General features: G+C 64.9%; 18 protein-coding genes and 1 tRNA gene. 18 read left to right on the top strand and 1 reads right to left on the bottom strand.

Annotated elements, in window-relative coordinates:
- Positions 1-6: 6 nt before the first annotated feature.
- Complete coding sequence (locus tag AC6I6S_RS03960; protein WP_497948434.1) at positions 7-402, bottom strand: MaoC family dehydratase; 396 nt, start codon at positions 400-402, stop codon at positions 7-9.
- Positions 403-538: 136 nt separating this feature from the next.
- Between AC6I6S_RS03960 and AC6I6S_RS03955 the strand changes: the two genes are divergently transcribed.
- The 18 genes from AC6I6S_RS03955 to AC6I6S_RS03870 all read left to right on the top strand — a co-directional run bounded on the left by AC6I6S_RS03955 (position 539) and on the right by AC6I6S_RS03870 (position 18,753).
- Positions 539-1,357, top strand: a complete 819-nt coding sequence (locus AC6I6S_RS03955; protein WP_497948433.1) for an alpha/beta fold hydrolase — start codon at positions 539-541, stop codon at positions 1,355-1,357.
- Positions 1,354-2,961 (top strand): AMP-binding protein, encoded by a 1,608-nt coding sequence (locus tag AC6I6S_RS03950; RefSeq protein WP_497948432.1) that lies wholly within the window; start codon positions 1,354-1,356, stop codon positions 2,959-2,961. Before AC6I6S_RS03955 ends, AC6I6S_RS03950 begins: the two co-directional genes overlap by 4 nt.
- Positions 2,962-3,022: 61 nt before the next feature.
- Positions 3,023-3,748 (top strand): helix-turn-helix domain-containing protein, encoded by a 726-nt coding sequence (locus AC6I6S_RS03945; protein ID WP_497948431.1) that lies wholly within the window; start codon positions 3,023-3,025, stop codon positions 3,746-3,748.
- A 92-nt stretch (positions 3,749-3,840) separates the two neighbouring features.
- The gene (locus AC6I6S_RS03940; protein WP_497948430.1) at positions 3,841-5,016 is read left to right on the top strand and encodes a thiolase domain-containing protein; all 1,176 of its coding nucleotides are present in this window, start codon (positions 3,841-3,843) and stop codon (positions 5,014-5,016) included.
- On the top strand, positions 5,013-5,387 hold the full coding sequence (locus AC6I6S_RS03935; RefSeq protein ID WP_497948429.1) for a Zn-ribbon domain-containing OB-fold protein: 375 nt from the start codon (positions 5,013-5,015) through the stop codon (positions 5,385-5,387). The genes AC6I6S_RS03940 and AC6I6S_RS03935 overlap by 4 nt, the downstream gene beginning before the upstream one ends.
- A gap of 85 nt (positions 5,388-5,472) precedes the next feature.
- The gene (locus AC6I6S_RS03930) at positions 5,473-6,840 is read left to right on the top strand and encodes an ABC transporter substrate-binding protein (protein WP_497948427.1); all 1,368 of its coding nucleotides are present in this window, start codon (positions 5,473-5,475) and stop codon (positions 6,838-6,840) included.
- Positions 6,841-6,842: 2 nt separating this feature from the next.
- Entirely contained in the window at positions 6,843-7,685 is an 843-nt protein-coding gene (locus AC6I6S_RS03925) for an ABC transporter ATP-binding protein (protein WP_497948426.1), read from the top strand.
- 67 nt (positions 7,686-7,752) lie between these two features.
- Positions 7,753-8,451: an ABC transporter ATP-binding protein gene (locus AC6I6S_RS03920; protein ID WP_497948425.1), complete on the top strand. Its 699-nt coding sequence runs from the start codon at positions 7,753-7,755 to the stop codon at positions 8,449-8,451.
- Positions 8,448-9,509 (top strand): branched-chain amino acid ABC transporter permease, encoded by a 1,062-nt coding sequence (locus AC6I6S_RS03915; RefSeq protein ID WP_497948424.1) that lies wholly within the window; start codon positions 8,448-8,450, stop codon positions 9,507-9,509. Before AC6I6S_RS03920 ends, AC6I6S_RS03915 begins: the two co-directional genes overlap by 4 nt.
- Positions 9,510-9,681: 172 nt before the next feature.
- On the top strand, positions 9,682-10,881 hold the full coding sequence (locus AC6I6S_RS03910; RefSeq protein ID WP_497949294.1) for a branched-chain amino acid ABC transporter permease: 1,200 nt from the start codon (positions 9,682-9,684) through the stop codon (positions 10,879-10,881).
- A 30-nt stretch (positions 10,882-10,911) separates the two neighbouring features.
- Entirely contained in the window at positions 10,912-12,456 is a 1,545-nt protein-coding gene (locus tag AC6I6S_RS03905) for a class I adenylate-forming enzyme family protein (RefSeq protein ID WP_497948422.1), read from the top strand.
- Positions 12,453-13,475 carry a 3-oxoacyl-ACP synthase gene (locus tag AC6I6S_RS03900; RefSeq protein ID WP_497948421.1) on the top strand — a complete coding sequence of 341 codons (1,023 nt, stop codon included), beginning with the start codon at positions 12,453-12,455 and terminating at the stop codon, positions 13,473-13,475. The genes AC6I6S_RS03905 and AC6I6S_RS03900 overlap by 4 nt, the downstream gene beginning before the upstream one ends.
- 64 nt (positions 13,476-13,539) lie before the next feature.
- Positions 13,540-14,610: a succinylglutamate desuccinylase/aspartoacylase family protein gene (locus AC6I6S_RS03895; protein ID WP_497948420.1), complete on the top strand. Its 1,071-nt coding sequence runs from the start codon at positions 13,540-13,542 to the stop codon at positions 14,608-14,610.
- A gap of 41 nt (positions 14,611-14,651) precedes the next feature.
- Positions 14,652-14,722 (top strand) — tRNA-Pro (locus AC6I6S_RS03890).
- Between the two features lie 76 nt (positions 14,723-14,798).
- A complete protein-coding gene (locus AC6I6S_RS03885; protein WP_497948419.1) occupies positions 14,799-15,041 on the top strand; it encodes a hypothetical protein in 243 nt (80 codons plus the stop codon).
- Positions 15,042-15,345: 304 nt separating this feature from the next.
- Entirely contained in the window at positions 15,346-15,483 is a 138-nt protein-coding gene (locus AC6I6S_RS03880; RefSeq protein WP_497948418.1) for a hypothetical protein, read from the top strand.
- A gap of 369 nt (positions 15,484-15,852) precedes the next feature.
- On the top strand, positions 15,853-17,472 hold the full coding sequence (locus AC6I6S_RS03875; RefSeq protein WP_497948417.1) for a DUF7845 domain-containing protein: 1,620 nt from the start codon (positions 15,853-15,855) through the stop codon (positions 17,470-17,472).
- 465 nt (positions 17,473-17,937) lie between these two features.
- On the top strand, positions 17,938-18,753 hold the full coding sequence (locus AC6I6S_RS03870; RefSeq protein ID WP_497948416.1) for a hypothetical protein: 816 nt from the start codon (positions 17,938-17,940) through the stop codon (positions 18,751-18,753).
- The last annotated feature ends 87 nt before the right edge of the window (positions 18,754-18,840 follow it).

The raw sequence follows: 18,840 nt of genomic DNA, 5'->3' as shown, positions 1-18,840 counted from the left end.
ATCTTCTCAGTCCCGCTCGAGCGAGAGCACGACCGCTTCTCCGGAGACGACCGTCGTTTCTTCGACGTTTGCGGTCGTCTCGACCCGGAAACGGTTCTCGCCGAGCGCACCGGTGACCTCGGCGGTCGCGGTCACGGTCTGGCCGGGATACACCGGCGCGTCGAACGACAGGTCCTGGGAGACGTAGACGATCTCGCCCGGCAGGTCGGCCAGGGCGCTCGAGATGACGCCCGCGGCGAGCATCCCGTGGGCGATCGGTCCGTCGAACAGGCCGTCCTCGGCGTACTCGGCGTCCGTGTGGAGCGGGTTGTCATCGCCGGTGACGGCCGCGAACCGCTGAATTCGATCCTGCGTAATCTGCTGGCTGACCTGGGCCGTTGCCCCGGGCCGTGCAACTGACATGCCTGCCGATACCGACCCGACGAGCCTGTAATCGGGGGTTGATACTCGAACTCCTCCGCCACCGGGCGATCGACCCGGACGTGAGGGTTGATAGTCGAACGAGGAGGTACTTCCCCGTGAGCCTCCATCGTGTAGTATGCCAACTGCGACCAACGACGGGGTGACTCTCTCCTATGCGGTCGACGGTCCAACCGACGCCGAGGTCGTCACCTTCGTCGAGGGGCTGGGGTACGGGCGGTGGATGTGGCGCTGGCAGCGCGAGTCGCTCGCCGGGGAGTACCGAACGCTCGTGTGGGACAACCGCGGCACCGGCGACTCCGACGCACCCGAGGGACCGTACACGATCGCCGAGATGGCGGCGGATCTCGAGGCCGTTCTCGCCCACGCGGGAGTCGATCGAACCCACCTCGTCGGCGCGAGCATGGGCGGAATGATCGCCCAGCGGTACGCCCTCGAGTACGACCGCGCGGAGACGCTCTCGCTGCTGTGTACGACGCCCGGTGGCGACGACGCCGTCCCGGTTCCCGAAGAAACCCAGCAGCGCCTGGTCGGCGTCCCCGAGAACGCGAGCGAGCGGGAGACGATCAGGTACCGAATGCGCCCCGCTCTTTCGGACTCGTTCTACGAGGAACACCCCGATCTCACCGAACGGATCGTCGACTGGCGCCTCGAGAGCGACGCCCCGGAAGCGGCCCGCCAGGCGCAGGCCGCAGCGGTGCTCGAGTTCGACGCGGCCGACGAACTCGCCGACCTCGCGGTTCCCGCGCTCGTCCTCCACGGCAGCGAAGACCGGGTCGTTCCGGCCGAGAACGCCCAGTTGCTTCACGATGCGCTGCCGAATAGCCGCCTCGAGACGCTCGAGGGCGGCCACCACCTCTTCTTCATCGAGGAGGCCGACCGGGTCATCGACCATCTGGAGACGTTTTTGGGGACGCACGACCTGGTGAACGTATGAACTGGGGCGAGTCGACCCACGGCTGGGTCGGGGACTGGAGCGCCCGCCGCGCCTCGCTGTCGCCGGAGCGAACGGCGATCATCGACGGCACCGCGGGCGAGCGGTACACCTACGGCGACCTCGAGTCGCGGGCGAACCGCACGGCGCGGCTGCTCGAGGACCACGGGGTCGACGCGGGCGAACGGATCGCGCTCGTCTCGCGCAACCGGATCGAGGTGTTCGATCTCTTCTTTGCGACGGGGAAGACCGGCGGCGTGCTGGCACCGCTTTCCTACCGGCTCGCGCCGCCCGAACTGGCCGAACTGCTCGAACTCGTCGAGCCCGGACTCCTGGTCATCGAGTCGCCGTTCGTCGAACGCATCGAACACGCGCTGGCCCGCGCCGACGTCGATCCAGCGGTGCTCGAGCTCGAAACGGACGAACCGGCGGGCGGCTGGGACACCTACGGCGCGGCCGTTCCCGCAAACGACGACCCCGTCGAGAAGCGCTCGCGCTCGCTCGAGGACCCCCACCTCCTCTTGCACACGGGCGGCTCGACCGGAACGCCGAAGGAAACCACGATCACGCACGGTTCGATCTACTGGAACTCCTTCAACACGATCACGGCCTGGGGGCTGCGGCCGGACGACGTCGCGCCGATGGTGTTCCCCCCGTTTCACACCGGCGGCTGGAACGTGCTCACGATTCCGTTTTTCAACATGGGCGGGACGATCATCGTCAACCGCGAGGTCGAACCCGGGCAGATCCTCCGCCAGGTCGAGGGACACGAGGCGACCGTCCTCGTGGCCGTCCCGGCCGTGTTGCGGACCATGGCGCGTCACGACCGCTGGGCGGACACCGACCTCTCGAGCCTCCGATTCGTCAAGAGCGGCGGCGGCCCCTGCCGGGAGTCGATCGTCCGGGCCTGGCGCGACCGCGGCGTCGACCTCTCGCAGGGGTACGGCCTCACGGAGATCGGGCCCAACAACTTCGCGATGCCCGACGACTGGGATCCCCAAAAAGTCAGCAGCGTCGGCAAGCCGGTCGTCCATACGGACGTCCGGGTCGTCGACGAGGAGGGAGAGCCGCTCGCGGACGACGAGATCGGCGAGCTCGAGCTATCGGGACCCCACGCCGCGGCGGGCTACTGGCGCAACCCCGAGGCCACCGAGTCGACGTTCGGCTCGGGGTGGGTCTCGACCGGCGACCTCGCCCGACGGGACGCGGACGGCTTCTATCATATCGAGGGGCGCAAGAAGAACATGTTCGTCAGCGGCGGCGAGAACGTCTATCCGCCGGAGGTCGAAGACGTGATCGCGGACCATCCGGCGGTCGACGAGGTGATCGTCGTCGGCGTCCCCGACGAGCAGTGGGGAACCGTCGGCAAGGCCGTCGTCGAGCCCGCCGACCCGAGCGCGACAGACGGCGGCGACGCGGCGGCGGTCGACACCGAGGGTGGGAGCGGCCCGCTCACGCTCGCGGAACTCGAGGCGTTCCTCGACGGGAAACTCGCCCGGTTCAAGATCCCGAAGTATCTCGCCTTCGTCGAGGAGATGCCGACCAGCGGCCCTTCGAAGCTCGACCGGGCGGCGATCGAAGCGCGATTCGGAGGGGAGGAATCGTGAGACCGGCCGCCGCTCGACCGGTGCCGGTCACACTTAATAGCCGTGGTTGCAATCACCTATCATGATCGACCTCACACTGGATATGGAGCAGTACGACTGCCCGTTCATCGATACGACGGACGATCACGACGTCTCCTTCCAGGCGCTCCAGTGGGAGTTCGATAGCCAGCGCCGCGAACTCGAGACGCGACTGGTCGTCGAGGGACGCGACCGGAGCGCCCTCGAGTCGGGGCTGTCGGCGCTCCAGGATCACTCGAACATGCGGGCGTGCGATCTGTTCAAAAAGCACGAGGGGACGGCGCTCATCCGGACGACGATCGACGAGACGAACGCGATGCGGGTGATCCGGGACAACGACGGCTACATCACCGGTCCCTTCCGGATCGCGGCGGGCAGCGAGTGCTGGGAGGTCGGCTTCGACGACGAGCGCATCGCCGACGACGCGCTGTCGGATCTCGAGCGGAACAACGAGTTTACCGTCGAGTCCCGGAGTTCCCTCGCCGCAGCCGAGTTGTTCGATCTGCTCGAGAACGCCGAGGCGGCGGGGGACTTACTCGAGGGCTGTCGCTCCCTGTCGACCGTCGAACGCGAGACGCTCGCCGTGGCGGCCGAGAAGGGCTACTTCGACCAGCCTCGCGGGGCGACACTCCAGATGCTCGCCAACGAGTTCGACATCTCGGACACCGCGGTCTCGAAGAACGTCCGCCGGGCCGAGCGCAAGGTGTTGCGGCGAGTTGTCGACGCGCTCGAGGACCTGGACGACGAGCCACTGCGGAAGGACGAGTAGCCGAGGACCCACGAATAACTACGACAGCAAACACACCGCCGGTTCGCTCGCGTTTCCAACCGTTTTTCATGGCGGTCCGCGTTCGGTGAGCCATGACGACTGCACGGCTCGTCGGGGTCGGGATGACCGACTTCGGCGTCCACGACCGGCCGCTCGCGGAGCTGTTCGCCGACGCGGCCTTCGAGGCCGTCGACGACGCGGGTCTCGAAACCGCCGCGATCGACGCCTTCTATCTGGGGAACGCGATGGGCGGCCAGACCGAACGCGACACGCACCTCGCGCCGACGCTCGCGACCCACATCGGGATCGCCGGAGTGCCCTGCCAGCGCTACGAGGACGCCTGTGCGACCTCCTCGAACGCGTTCAAACACGCGGTGCGGGCGGTCGAGGCGGGCCAGCACGACGTCGTCCTCGTCGGCGGCGTCGAGCGCTGTACGCCGGTGACGGGCCTCGAGACGCCGGAGATGACGTCGGTGTTCGCAAGCGCGGCCCACCGCCAGTACGAACAGCCGACGGGCCTCTCGTTTCCGGGCGTCTTCGGGCTGTTGACGACCCGCCACATGCACGAGCACGGCACCACGGAGGAGGAACTCGCAGCCGTCGCGGTGAAGAACCACCGCCACGGCACGATGAACCCGCGGGCGCAGTTCGGCAAGGAGACGACCGTCGAGGACGTCCTCGAGGGGCCGGTCGTCGCCTCGCCGTTCCGGCTCATGGACTGCTGTCCGTTCTCCGACGGCGCGGCGGCGGTTCTCGTCACGAGTGAAGAGGTCGCAGCCTCCCTTTCGGATTCACGGTCCGAAGTGGCGGTCACAGGAGTCGGTCACGCCACGGACGTGATTCCGCTTTCGGACAAGGCCGACCTGACGGCCACCCGGTCGGCCCGTGACGCCGCGGCCCAGGCCTACGAAGAGGCCGGAATCGGCGCGGACGACGTCGACCTCGCGGAGGTCCACGACTGCTTTACCGGCGCGGAAGTGCTGGCGATCGAGGCGCTCGGCTTCCTCGAGGACGGCGCGGGCGGGCGGGCGGCAGTCGAGGGAACAACGGCGCTCGGCGGCCGGATTCCGGTCAACCCCAGCGGCGGGCTGAAGGCGAAGGGCCATCCGATCGGCGCGACGGGGGTCGCTCAGCTGGTCGAACTCACCGAACAGCTGCGCGGCGAGGCGGGCGAGCGCCAGGTCGAGGGCGCCGAAACCGGCCTCGCGCACAACCTGGGCGGGGACGCCGGCACGACCGTCGTTTCGATCCTGGAGGTCGCACGATGAGCGACGACGCCAGCGGTCGACTCGGTTACGACGAGTGGGTCGGGGCCCTCGAGGACGGCGACCTGCGCGGCCAGCGCTGTGCCGACTGCGGCCACGAGACGGCCGCCCCGAAGGCCGCCTGCGGGCGCTGTGGCGCGCGGGAACTCGAGACGGTTTCGCTCCCCACTGAGGGGACGGTGTACACCGAAACGACGGTCGCGGTCGCTCCCGAGGGGTTCGACGGCGGCTACCGCGTGGCGGTGATCGACCTCGGCGAGGCCCGCGTGCTGGCGCGCCTCGAGGAGGGGTGTGCGGCCGAAATCGGCGAGCGGCTTGAACTCGTCGGAACCGTCTCGAGTCCCGACGGCGAGCCGGCCCCGCTGTTCGGCTGATCGGCGGCTATCGCGTCCGATCGGGCGGAGGTTCGCATATCAACCGTCCCCGTTTTGCGTGTCTCCTGTGTTAGTAACTGGTAGTATGAGAAATAGTACCACGCGACGGGCGGTACTGAAGGGGGCCGGGGCACTGACGGCGGTGGGCGCTGCCGGACTCGCCGGCTGTCTCGGCGGAAACGGCAACGGCGGGGGCGAAGAAGTCGCAGACGAGACGTTCCGGATCGGCGCGATCCAGCCGACGTCGGGCGAACTCGAGTACTACGGCCAGATCAGCCTGATGGGGTTTTACTCGGGGCTCGCCTACAAGTACGACCTCGAGCCGATCGAGGAGATGACGACCGGCACCTACGAACTCGATCCAGACGATGGGCCGACGTTCGAGATCATCGTCCAGGACACGGGGTTCGTCCCTGATACGGGCCAGCAGGTCGCGGAGGACCTCGTTGTCGACGAGGACGTCGACCTGCTGTTCGGCGCGTCCTCCTCCGACGGCGCCCGCCAGATCATCTCGCGGGTCGTCGACGAGGCGAACGTGCCGTACATCGTCGGCCCCGCCGCGGACGCCGACATCACCGTCTCCGAGGAGCACTGTCACGACCTGGTGTTCCGGGCCAGCGAGCACACGGCGATGGACGCCCGCGCCGGCGGCCGGTACGCCGCCGAGGAGACCGACGTTTCGACGGTCGCCATCTTCGCAGCGGAGGGAGCGTTCGGCGAGGGCGTCGCGAACAACTATCAGGAAGTCCTCGAGGACGCCGGCGTCGAGGTGCTCGAACCGCGGTTCGTCGAGCAGGGGTACAGCGAGTTCGAGGGGCTGTTCGACGAGGCGGTCGACCAGGGTGCCGACGGCGTCGTCGGCGGCTTCACCTTCATCACGCTGCCGGAGTTCCTGCCCACGGCGATGCAGTACGAGGACGTTCAGGCGTTCGGCGGCTTCGCGGAGCTGGTGACCACCCAGATCACCGGCCAGTCGATCGAGGCGACCCTCGGCGAGGACTTCACCGCCGAGGACATCGAGGAGGCGGGACTCGGGCCGTTCACCACGCGCTATCACTGGAACCAGTACGACAACTCGATCAACGACGAGTTCGTCGAGATGCATATCGACGCCTACGGCCAGGTTCCCGACCTGTTCAGCGCGGGGACCTTCGTCGGCGCGTCGGCGCTCGTCCAGGCGATCGAGGAGAGCGGGTCGACCGACGGCGAGGAGATCGCCGACGCGATGCGCGGGATGACCGTCGACGACACGCCGAAGGGTGAGGGCGCGTACACCTTCCAGGAACACAACAACCAGGCCGCCTCCGCGATGACCGTCGCCTGGCCGGTGCCGACCACGGAGGAGTACGAGGACAGCTGGGACGCCGCGGTGATGCCCGGCGAGCCGATCGAGACCTACGAGGCCGACGAGGTCATGGTCCCCGCAGACGAGGCGACCTGCGATCTCAGCTAGCCATGCTGCTCACAGTCCAGTCGCTCACCAAGGAGTTCGACGGGATCACCGCGGTCGACGACGTCGACTTCACCCTCGAGGAGGGCGAACTCTGCTCGGTAATCGGCCCCAATGGCGCGGGAAAGACGACGTTTTTCAACCTGTTGACGGGGGTGCTCGAGCCGACGCGCGGGCGAATCGAGTTCTCGCCCTCGAGCGGGGCGCAGGCGGGAGCGGACGGATCGGAGCCGGTCGACATCACCGACGCCTCACCGCACGAGACCGCGCTGCTCGGGCTTCACCGGTCCTACCAGATCACGAACGTCTTCCCGACACTGTCGGTCCTCGAAAACGTCCGCGTGGCGGTCCAGGCCCACCACGGAAGCGACTCCTGGCGGTTCTGGCGCAACGTCAACGCCTTCGGCGACCACGTCACCGAGGCGGAGGCCATCCTCGAGCGCATCGGTCTCGAGAGCTACGCCGATCGACCGGCCCAGAATCTCAGCCACGGCGAGAAGCGAAACCTCGAGATCGGTATCGCGCTCGCCGGCGATCCCGATCTGCTCCTGCTCGACGAGCCGACGGCGGGCGTCTCGAGCGAGGACGTGAGCCAGGTGACGGACATCATCGAGGACGTCGCCGCCGACCACGCGATCATGCTGATCGAACACAACATGGACGTCGTGATGGGGATCAGCGACCGGGTCGCGGTGCTCAATCAGGGCGAACTGATCGCCGACGGCGACCCCGCAACGATCCGCGAGAGCGAGGCCGTCCAGGAGGCGTATCTGGGCGGCTACGACGGGGGCGCCTCGAGCGGCGACGAGCGCGGCGGCGATCCCGAATCGGGGGTGACCGCCGGATGAGCGGTCGCTCGGTGCGGGTACGCGGCACCGATACGGTCGCCGACCGGCCGGTTCCGGAGGTGGCTGGATGAGCCTGCTCGAACTCGAGGGCGTCCACACCTACTACGGGGAGAGTCACGTCCTGCAGGGCGTCGACATGGCCGTCGAGGAGGGCGAAATCGTCGCCCTCATTGGCCGAAACGGCGTCGGGAAGACGACGACCCTGCGAACTATCTTGCAGTTGACGCCGCCCCGCGAGGGGCGCGTCAGGTTTCGGGGAACCGACGTGACGGGGCGACCGACCCACGAGGTCGCCAGCGACGGCATCGGCTGGGTCCCCGAAGATCGGCGGATGTTCGGCTATCTCACCGTCGAGGAGAACGTTCGCGTCTCGATCGAGCCCGGTCGGGACGTGGACGCCCTGCTCGAGGAGGCGTTCGACCTGTTTCCGGACCTCGAGCGATTCCGGGACAAGGAGGCGCGGAACTTGAGCGGCGGCCAGCAGCAGATGCTCGCCATCGCCCGCGGGATGGTCGGCGACAATGACCTCCTGCTGGTCGACGAGCCGAGCGAGGGGCTGGCCCCGATGATCGTCGACCAGGTCGTCGAGGCGCTCCGGCGGGCCTCCGACGAAACGACGATGATCCTCGTCGAGCAGAACTTCCCGCTGGCGATGGACCTCGCCGACAGGTTCTACTTGCTCGACCACGGCACGGTCGTCGAGTCGGGTGACACCGAGGGCGTCACGGCCGACGACGAGCGAATCCGGAGGTATCTCTCCGCATGATCGGGGGCACCGCTTCGGTCGTTCTCGAAACGGCCGCGGCCCTCGCAGTCGCCGGGGAGACGCCGATGCTCGCGGACGCGATCAACCGCTTCTTCCGGCCCGACACGTTCGCCCGGATCGTTATCGAGGGGCTGGGTAAGGGGGCGGTCTACTTCATCATCGCCGTCGGCCTCACGCTCGTCTTCGGGCTGATGGGCGTGCTCAACTTCGCCCACGGCGCGTTCGCCATGCTCGGGGCCTACCTCGGCGGCATCCTGATGGTGCTCGCGGTCTCGAGCGGCACCGGTCCGGTCGCCCGGATCGCCTTCTTCATCGCGGTCGCCGGCATCGTCTTCGCGCTGATGACCGTCTTCGGGAGCGCCCTCGAAATCGGCCTCGTGCGGCCGATCTACGACCGGCCGCCGACCTACCAGATCCTGCTGACCTTCGGGGTCGGCCTGATTCTGGAGGAACTCGCGCGAATCGTCACGTCCGCACGGGGGATCCAGCCGGAGCCGACCTGGTCCGGCGCGCAGGCGACGGTTCCCGGCGCGCTCTCGAGTTCGTTCACCGTCCTGGGTGCGAGCATTCGCGGGTTCTACGTGTTCGCCATCGCGATCGGTGCGCTCATCGCCGTCGCGGTCTGGGCGTTCCTGACGAAGACCCTGTACGGACTGTACATCCGGGCGGGAAGCGAGGACTCGGAGATGGTCCAGGCGCTCGGAATCGACGTTCGGAAGGCGTTCACCGTCGTGTTCGGCCTCGGAACCGGCCTCGCCGCCGTCGGTGGGGTGCTCCTGATGTGGGACCCCACCTGGGGGCCGAGCGTGTTGCTCAACATCGACGTGTTGCTGTACGCGTTCGTCGTCGTCGTCATCGGCGGGCTTGGCTCGTTCAAGGGAACGCTCGCCGCGGCGGTCATCGTCGGCGTCGCCGACTCCTTTACGACGTGGCTGTTCCAGACCGGGATCGTCGACTTCGCGGGCCTCCCCGAGGTAACGGTGTTCCTCCTGCTGGTGATCGCGCTGATCGTCCGCCCGCAGGGGATCTACGGCGTCGAGGAGGTGGGCGGCCATTAGCCCGACTCGCGACGATCCGGCCGACGGCTCCGAAACGACCGTCAGCGGTGACGGCGGAACGGAGACGGTGAGCGATACCGAGTCCGGCCTCGAGTCGTCCCCGGAAACTGAAACCACCGGTGAGACGGACTCCGCGGGCGGTCACTGGCTCGGCGAATTCGTGCGCGACCACATCGCCCACGTCCTCGTCGTGGCCGTCTTCGTCGTCTACCCGCCGGTGTACGCGCTCTTGCTCGAGTCGCCGGTCGGAGCGGAGGCGAACGCCTTCCTCCCGTCGACGACGTTCCTGATCGCGATGCTGTTCCTGGGGCTGTTCGCGATGAGCTTCGACTTCGTTAGCGGCTACACCGGCTACCTCTCGTTCGGCCACGCCGCCTTCTACGGCATCGGCGCCTACTTCATCGTGCTCGTGGCCAACGGCGCCATCCCGTTGCTGCCCGACGGGACGCCGTTTATGATCACGATGTTGCTCGGCGGTTTCCTCGCGCTCCTGATCGCGATGGCGATCGGCGCGGTTTCGTTCCGGCTGACAGGCGTCTACTTCGCGATGATCACCCTCGGCTTCGCCCAGGTCATGTACGAACTCGTGCGCAACTGGGGGTATGCGGCCTCGAACCCCCAGGAGGGGCCGAACCTCGCCGGACCGACCCCCGAGGTCGGCGTCCCGTTCGTCGACTCGCTCTCGATCGGCCTCGGGCGGTTGGCCGGCGACAGCTTCGACAACGTCCTGGGTACGGGAATCGACGTCTCCGCGACGATGAGTTCGTACTACGCGATCGGACTCGTCGTCCTGCTCTGCTACTTCGCGATGCAGCGGATCATCCACTCTCCGTTCGGCCGGGTGATGATCGCCATCCGCGAAAACGAGGAGCGGGCTCGAGCGGTCGGCTACAACGTGTTCTGGTACAAGATGGGCGCGTTCGGCATCAGCGCCTTCTTCGCGGCGATCGCCGGCGCGCTGTTCGCCGCCTACTCCGGGGGTGCCTCCCCGGACAGCACGTTCTACTTCCTCGTGACCGCCGACGCGCTGATCGTGACGATCATCGGCGGCATCGGGACGCTGGCGGGGCCGTTCTTCGGCACCGTCTTCTTCGAGTGGCTCGAAGACGTCCTCTCCTCACAGCAGGGCGGGATCGCGCCGTACCTCCGCGACGGCCTCTCGGAGGGGGTGCTGACGACCGACGTCGCGGGTCTCACCGTCGCCGACCTCATCAACTCGTTCGTCGACGGGCGAGCGCCGCTGTACCTGGGCATCGTCTTCGTGCTGTTCGTGCTGTTCGTCCCCAACGGACTGCTGGGTTCGATCCGCGATCGACTCGGCGGCACCGTTGCGAAACGACTTCCCGCGACCCTCGAGCGCTACCGCCGGTAGCCCCGAGGCACCCGTCGTTCACATCCACCAATGACACTCTCGATACACGCACGTGCGACACACTATGGTGGCCGGACCGCCGTCATCGACCACGGCACCGACACTGCGCTCAGCTACGACGATCTCGCCGCGATGGCCGAGGAGTACGCCGCGAAACTCGCGGCTCGAGGAATCGGCGAGGGCGACGCCGTCTGCGTGCTCTCGCGGAACCGACCCGAGTTTCTCGGCCTGTTCTACGCCGCGGTCGACCTCGGCGCGGTTCTCGCGCCGATTTCCCACCGGCTTCCGTCGGACTCAGTCGAAACGCTTCGCGACCGAATCAACCCGGCGCTGACCCTTCACGAGCCTCGATTCGAGGACCTGGTTGGCGCTGAGGCGACGGCCCTCGAGTCGTTCGCCCAGGGGACGCCACCCGAAGAGGACCGAGATCACGACCCCGTCGAACCAACCCTCGATCGGCCGCTGTTGTACCTTCACACGGGCGGGACGACGGGCGTCCCGAAGGTCGTCGTGATCCGTTACCGCCAGGTCGAGTGGAACTGCATCACCGAAAGCAGCGTCTGGGGGCTGGGCAAGGAGGACGTCTCACCCCTCCTGCTCCCGCTGTTTCACACCGGCGGCTGGCACTTGCTGACACTGCCGACCCTGTACGTCGGCGGTCGAGTCGTCCTCCACCGCGAGTTCGAGCCCGGGGTGGCGCTCGAGTCGCTCGAGACCCACGGCGCGACCCGCGTCTTCGGCGTGGCGGCGATCTTTCGTGCGATGGCCGACCACGATTGCTTCGACGAGACCGACCTCTCGTCGGTGGACTGGTTCATGAGCGGCGGCGGCCCGACTCCGGAGGCTGTGATGGACGCCTACCGGGACCGGGGTCAGCGGTTCACCCAGGGCTACGGGCTCACGGAGGGTGGACCGAACAACCTCTACTTCGACCCTGATCGGGAAGGCGCGGCAGAAAAAGCCGCCGAAAGCGTCGGCAAACCGTTCCCCAACTGTCAGGCTCGGATCGTCGACGGGGCGGGCGACCCCGTCGATCGCGGCGAGGTCGGCGAACTCGAACTCGCCGGCCCCGTCACCGCGGATCGCTACCTCGAGACGACCGACGGCACCTTCGACGGCGACTGGGTGTCGACGGGTGATCTTGCCCGCCGCGACGACGAGGGCGACCTCTACATCACCGGCCGAACGGACAACATGTTCGTCAGCGGCGGCGAGAACGTCTATCCGGAGGAGATCGAGGACGTCCTCGAAGAGCACCCGTCGATCGCGGCCGTCGGCGTCGTCGGCGTCCCCCACGATCGCTGGGGAACGGTGCCGAAGGCCGTCGTCGTGCCCGCGGACGGAAGTGACGCGGGTGTCGGCGTAGACGAGCGCGCTGTCGACGAGGACGCCCTCGAGGCCCACTGCCGAACGCACCTCGCAAACTTCCAGCGCCCGCGTGAATGGGCCGTCGTCGACACCCTCCCGCGAAGCGGACCCGGGAAACTCGATCGCGGGGAACTCGACTCGCGCTACGGTGGGGCTAACGCCACGATCGAGGAGAACGGCGACGACAGCGTGGGTGATCCCCGGTGACGACCGTCGGCCTCACCGGCTACGGCCGGTACCTCCCTGAGAAGGTGTTAACGGGCGAGGAGATCGCCGAGCGAAGCGGCTTTCCCGAGGAGGTGGTCGTCGAGAAGATGGGGCTCCGGGAGAAGCGGCTCTGTCCGCCCGGCGACGACCACGCGACCGATATGTGCGTGGCCGCCGCCGAGGAGGCGCTTTCGGACGCCGACCTCGAGGCGGCCGACCTCGATCTGGTGCTCTATCACGGCAGCGAGTACAAGGATTACGTGGTGTGGTCGGCGGCCGCAGACGTCTGCGAACGTCTCGGCGCGGAGAACGCCTTCGCGACAGAGAGCCACACGCTCTGTGCGAGCGCGCCGATCGCGATCCGCCAGGCCGCCGCCCAGTTGCGGGTCGACCACGTCGATCGGGCGCTGTTGGTCGCTGCCAGCCGGGAGCCGGATCTGCTCGACTACGAGAACGAGCGCTCCTCGTTCATGTTCAACTTCGGATCGGGTGCGAGCGCGCTGGTCCTCGAGTCCGAGCCCGGTTCTCGGGCACGCGCGACGATCCACGAGAGCGCCGCGCTCACCGACGGCCGCTTCTCCGAGGACGTTATCATGCACGCGGGCGGCTCGCGGGAACCGCCGACGGCGGAGACGGTCGCCGAAGACCGACACACGCTCGACGTTCCCGACCCTGAGGGGATGAAAGAGCGCCTCGCGCCCGTCTCGCTGTCGAACTACCTCGAGGTCGCGGACACGGCCCTCGAGCGCTCGGGATTCTCCCGTGACGACCTCGATTTCGTCGCGCTCACCCATATGAAGCGGTCGTTCCACGAGACCGTGCTATCGGAACTCGGCCTCGAGACCGACACCGGCGGCTACTATCTCTCCGAGTACGGTCACGTCCAGAGCGCAGACCAGGTGCTCGCACTCGAGGAAGCGCGGCGGGCGGGCCTGCTCGAGTCCGGTAACGTGATCTGCTTTCTGGCCGCGGGCACTGGCTACACGTGGGCGGCGACCGTGCTGACCTGGCGCGGGTGATCGAGCGACCGGTTTCGGTTTCCGCAGCCGTGAGGTTTTCGACGGTGCCCTCGAGAGAGGAGGTATGAGTTTCTCCGTAGGAACCGCACGCGTCGATCCCGGCGAGCGAGCGACGGGATATCTCGAGGTAACTGACCTGCCGACCGGCGGCACCGAACGACTACCGATCGTCCTCGCTCGCGGCGAGGACGACGGCCCGACGCTGTGGATTACCGGGGGCGTCCACGGCAACGAACTCACGGGGATCGCGGCCGCCCAGGACCTCCTCAGGGGCGGTGTCCCCGACGGACTTCGGGGGACCGTGGTCTGCGTTCCCGTCTGTAATCCCGCCGGGGTACGGCGGGGGGTGCGGACCTCGTACTACCACGACGACGACCCCAACCGGTACTTTCCGGCCGCGGACACCGACTCGACGACCCACCGCCGGGTGCAGGAGCTGATCGACGAGCGGCTATACGAGGCGATCGTCGACTCCGCGGACGCGCTGCTCGACTTCCACACCGCACAGGCGGGCTCGGTACCGTTCGTCATCCGTGATCGCGTACTGTACGGCACTCGACGGGACGAAGAGGAGGCCCGGGAACTGGCCGCAGACCTCGAATCCCTGGCGGCGGCGACCGAAATTCCGGTCGTCACGGAGTATCCTGCCGAGGAGTACGCCGATCGGAACCTCCATCGCTCGACAGCCGGTTCGGTGTTGAACGAGGCCGGAATCCCGGCGCTGACCCTCGAACTCGGCGGTCACGGCGCCGTCGAGGAGGCGTATCGGGCGGCCGGCGTCGCCGCGGCCTACCGCGTAATGGTCCATCTGGGGATGCTCGAGGCGGTTTCAGAACCGATCGAGAGCGAGGCGCCGTCGCTCGATACGCCCGTCGATTTCCCGGTGCGTCGGTTCGTCGGGCCGCAAACGTCGCGGGCGGGGCTCTGCCGACACCGTCTCGAGGCCGGGGAACCGTTCGAGTCGCGCGATGTAATCGCCGAGGTCGTCAGTCCCCACGGAGACGTCCTCGAGACGGTGTCGGTCGACCACGACGGCTACCTCCTCGGGCGGCGCTCGCCGGCAGTGTACGAGAACGATCCGGTTTCGAGTTTAGCGGTTCGTGACGAGGGAGAACTCGTCGCACCCCGAGAGTGAAACGACACGCTTAACACTCGAACGCCCGTCGTCCAAATTGCGGGACCGTGGGGTAGTGGTATCCTCTGCGGATGGGGTCCGTAGGACCCGAGTTCAATTCTCGGCGGTCCCACTCGAAATTATCTAACTCTTCATTGCCGGCCCTCTGGGACAGGTGACGCACCAACGTTCTTCTCGGGGTGGATTAAATGAACCTCGAGCAACTGCTCGAGGAAGTCAGTTGGGACGAACTCGAGCGGCGCATCCGCTCGCGCCCACAGCCCAGGACGTCGCGGGAGTTCCGCTGTCCGGTCTGTAACCGTCGCTGTACTCGGTTGACTGACGGCGTTTCCGAAGCCGGTCACTGGCGGGATTGTCCGCGGCGGCTGCGACGAACGGGGACGTATCGAACCGCGCCCATGCTCACCGACGGGGGTGAGGTGGAGCGATGATCGGCCGTGGTACCAAAAAACGACGAGCAACGAAACCCGGTAGTGGTTTCGCTTACTCGAAAAGGTGGAACTGTGTTCCCCCACAAGAACAGCGGTATCCGGTCCCCACCGGTCGAATCGACCCATCCGGCTCCAAGTATGCCGTAAATGGGGTGTTACATTCGTCGCAGATAGCGACGGTTCGTTCTGCGTTCTTTGGGGTTGACATAGCCCGTGTTATCTGTTCACGCCCCACACGTATCAATGCATGTTACCTTTCTGAAAGACCATCTCTCTCGGGAAATAGTGACTGTGAGGTGAACCGATGACGCGCGAGTTCGTCCGCGCAAGTCGGCTGTACCACGTTCCGAGTCGAACGCCCATCGCCCACCCATCGACGCAAGCCGACGACGAGGAAGTTCGTCGTGCGCTCGAGGTCGTTCCGAGAGGTGAGTCGGCGTGAGTATTAGTGCCTCGAAAGGGAGATCTCAGAAGGTTACCGCCCATTCGTGGTCACAAACCCTGCATCGAAAATCCATACGGACGCCCGGATTAGCTAGTGTTCGTTCTACTACATCAGTCTGTTCGGAAAGACAGTTTGGACATATTCCTCTAGTCAACGTCCACTATCAGCTATACCGAACCTCCTTTAAACTAGCATTATATTTCAGGCAGTCCCGGTATATTCACCCGAGTTTTTCCGGTTTCGGGGGTGGGTCAGCGTGACGTTCTGCCCGGTCTGTCGGGAGCGAAGTTCGCAGATCTACCGCTGTAGCGAGTGCGGTGCCGATCTCGTCGAGAGGGACAGCGAGGATGAGACGGGAGGTCGTCGATGAGCCAGCCGGAAACCACACCCCACGAGATCGAAGGCCGCTGGAAGTGGCCGAACTGGGGCCGCGGACCCTACGATGCCCTGTCGTCGGTGATGCTCGGTGAGCCGTTCGAAGGACACCTTGAGCTGACGACCGAGGTCGACGGCGAGCCCTGGGTGTTCGAAGTCCGGTACAGCAAGTCCGGTATCGCCCCACGGCTGTCCGACGGAATCAACGCCGAACGACTGTACGAGTGGGACATCGTCGGTCGCGGTCGCGGCGAAAAGAAAGCGTCCTACAACATCTCACCGCGGTTCGCCGGAATGCGCCACTACGAAACCGGCGACCCTCTGCGACTCCCGTGGGAAAATCAGGTAGGTGAGGTCGACGGTGTGGACGTCGAGTACCACCTGAGTAACATCGAACCCGACCGTGGCCTCGAGCTGCTACCCGAGTTCTTCGTCGCGATCTTCGAGCACGCGGGCGAGCGGATCAATTCGAACTACTTCCGCGAGGAACCCCACGAGGCGAGCGTGATGTGGGCGTACGAGCGGTACCTGCGGATGCTGCGAGAATGGGCGCGAAAGCTGTCTTCGTCGGGAGTGCTCCACAAGGTGATGCTCTTTCTCGCCGAGGAGGAGGGAGTGAAAGCGGAGCTGAAGATCGACAACGAAGAGGAGATCAACCACCAGAACCGGATGGTTCTCAATCCGGAGTCGTCCTCGAGGCTCCTCCCTGGGCACACCTACGGCCGCAAATTCGAGGTGTACCTGCTCGCCGATCCGAACGCGGTTAGCAAGGATCACCCCTCCTACCACCCGAAGGTGGAGGTCCTGGTGAACAAGAAGATGAACGGCGGCGAGTCGTGGGCGTGGGCCGATCGGCACCAGGTAACGAAACAGATCGAAGAGACGATCATGAACGCCCTGCACTGGGAGGATATTCCGCTCGCCCCCGACGGCAGCGGTGTCTACGTTCCTGACGATCACTTCGATGCGGTTCCTCGAGATGAACCCGTCGAACTCTACGACGATCCGACGCCGCGGCTCGAGGCGAAAGCCGAACACCTGCTGGTGACGACGCTCCGGGATATGGGCGATACGGCCTGGGACGTCACTGAAGCGGTCGCGACCGACGGCGGGGGCACCGTCGACGGTCTCGCCGAGCAGCTGGGGAAGCACCCGGCGACGATCTACCGTGCGATCTCCGACCTGGGCGAGATCTTCGACCTGGACGACGGCGAGGTATCGTTCCGAGTTCGGAAGTACAGGGACGAACTCAAAGCGCTCGTCGAGTCGGCGGAGTACGCGATCGAGAGCTATGCCGACCGGATTCAGCACGTGATGGGCCTCGCCGATCACGTTGCGGAGTCGTCGCCGTTCCAGAAGTGGTTAGCAGAGAACGGGGCGGAGCTCGAGTTCGACCAGGAGGGGAACCCGAAGCGGTTGCGAATCGACGCGATTCTCTCGATACTGAAAGGCAACAGCTACGAGAGCGCTCGCGAGGTCGCCCAGGAAGCGATCGATGCGTGGCGACACTCAGGGAACGACGTACTGCACTTCAGCGACGTGCAGATGGTCTGGCGGAAGCCTGTTGGCGGACACGATAGCCGCCAAGTCGGGAAGCTGGCGACCTGGTAGGACGGCCCTCGTGAGTGGCAACGCTCTTTTCACCCTTTATTTCATAAAGTAAGATTGTACTATAGCGGCGAGTGTACAAACAGGGTTGTTTTCGGTCGGGCCCGAGGTCGGCCGCTCGCCGATCGCACCGCAGGGCCAAGGGAGCGGATTCGCACTGCGTGCGAACCACCCCTTGGCGGGTGTCCCCAAGGGGACTAGCCCAAAAAATTACACCGGCGTGCTGCCATCTCCGCACAGCAGATCTCCAGGTGAAGCACACGAAATGGGGGTTGGATATATGTGAGAGACACTACTCGGCGAGGATTAGATTATGGCTGACACAGAGGGTCCAAACTTACCGTTCCGGCCCACACGTCACCGGGATTGGTACGAATTTAAGCCTCATCACGCTAAAAATTGGCAGTTGATATAACCCCCAAATCGAACAGACTATTTAGATGGATAGAATTCAATTGTTTTAGAACAGTGACTGGGGAAAACAGTTTTGTTGGAAAACATGCTCTGGCTGTTGAGTCGGTTATCATCGCATTGTTTTCAGCGATTTACTATACCTTCCCTATCGACTGGTCACATGCATGGGTTTTTGAATTTTCGGTCATTGGTGTACTTCTTATCATGTTATTCCGCGTGACAGCAGAGATAGCTGACGACCCAAATATGGCAGTGGTTAAAAAATCACTTCGGTGGAGTACTAAGTTGCTCCATCTAGCCATTATTGGTGTATTCGTATCCCTTAGTATTCGTCTTAGTTTGAACGTAGGAATATTCAGACCACTTGATATTTTCATCATCGCTTCTTTGATTGTTTCGTTGTCAATCATCCTTCTCGATCAGATTTTCTTGCGAGAATATGCAGGAACTTGGTCGTCTATTATCAATCAAAACACTGGTGATGATGTAGTTAGTTCTGCACTTCGTGAAATCGGGAGCTTTGGAAAAGATCGAATTGAAGCTGGAATAAGTAATACACCGGAGTCGGCTCCAAAATTTGATCTCAGGAAATCATATCTTTTCATCTCTTTGATGATACTGTTTCTACTTTTAACTCTCCCTGTCTGGCTAATTCTGGGACATATTTTTGATAGCTCACTCGCTGGTGTGTTTGTATTAATATCTATATATGTTCTCAGAGACTTAGTCCGCTACACCTATCTGAACTACGGTGCAGCATCTTCACTCCTAAACCTGAGATATGATTGGAAGATGGAATTCATATGGGCACTTTCGGTCGGTATTCTTCTTGCTGCTGTATTTGGCTTTGAAATCCCATTTTTGCAATGAGGATGCCTATCCAAGGCCACCATCCATCCAACGTAGTGGCATCTCTCCCTGTTTAAATGCTACGAGAGGACGTTTAACCCAATGCGC

The sequence above is a fragment of the Natrononativus sp. DTA114 genome (genome assembly GCF_059736515.1).
The sequence above is the reverse complement of the archived record's forward strand: the minus strand, read 5'-3'. Positions and strand labels throughout refer to the sequence as shown.

Bases quoted from the DNA above. Each gene is read 5' to 3' on its own strand.
- AC6I6S_RS03925 (WP_497948426.1), top strand. From the start codon at position 6,843: ATGCTGCTCACAGTCCAGTCGCTCACCAAGGAGTTCGACGGGATCACC.
- AC6I6S_RS03880 (WP_497948418.1), top strand. From the start codon at position 15,346: ATGACGCGCGAGTTCGTCCGCGCAAGTCGGCTGTACCACGTTCCGAGT.
- AC6I6S_RS03955 (WP_497948433.1), top strand. From the start codon at position 539: ATGCCAACTGCGACCAACGACGGGGTGACTCTCTCCTATGCGGTCGAC.
- AC6I6S_RS03940 (WP_497948430.1), top strand. From the start codon at position 3,841: ATGACGACTGCACGGCTCGTCGGGGTCGGGATGACCGACTTCGGCGTC.
- AC6I6S_RS03915 (WP_497948424.1), top strand. From the start codon at position 8,448: ATGATCGGGGGCACCGCTTCGGTCGTTCTCGAAACGGCCGCGGCCCTC.
- AC6I6S_RS03895 (WP_497948420.1), top strand. From the start codon at position 13,540: ATGAGTTTCTCCGTAGGAACCGCACGCGTCGATCCCGGCGAGCGAGCG.
- AC6I6S_RS03920 (WP_497948425.1), top strand. From the start codon at position 7,753: ATGAGCCTGCTCGAACTCGAGGGCGTCCACACCTACTACGGGGAGAGT.
- AC6I6S_RS03930 (WP_497948427.1), top strand. From the start codon at position 5,473: ATGAGAAATAGTACCACGCGACGGGCGGTACTGAAGGGGGCCGGGGCA.
- AC6I6S_RS03960 (WP_497948434.1), bottom strand. From the start codon at position 402: ATGTCAGTTGCACGGCCCGGGGCAACGGCCCAGGTCAGCCAGCAGATT.
- AC6I6S_RS03905 (WP_497948422.1), top strand. From the start codon at position 10,912: ATGACACTCTCGATACACGCACGTGCGACACACTATGGTGGCCGGACC.
- AC6I6S_RS03885 (WP_497948419.1), top strand. From the start codon at position 14,799: ATGAACCTCGAGCAACTGCTCGAGGAAGTCAGTTGGGACGAACTCGAG.
- AC6I6S_RS03935 (WP_497948429.1), top strand. From the start codon at position 5,013: ATGAGCGACGACGCCAGCGGTCGACTCGGTTACGACGAGTGGGTCGGG.
- AC6I6S_RS03875 (WP_497948417.1), top strand. From the start codon at position 15,853: ATGAGCCAGCCGGAAACCACACCCCACGAGATCGAAGGCCGCTGGAAG.
- AC6I6S_RS03945 (WP_497948431.1), top strand. From the start codon at position 3,023: ATGATCGACCTCACACTGGATATGGAGCAGTACGACTGCCCGTTCATC.
- AC6I6S_RS03950 (WP_497948432.1), top strand. From the start codon at position 1,354: ATGAACTGGGGCGAGTCGACCCACGGCTGGGTCGGGGACTGGAGCGCC.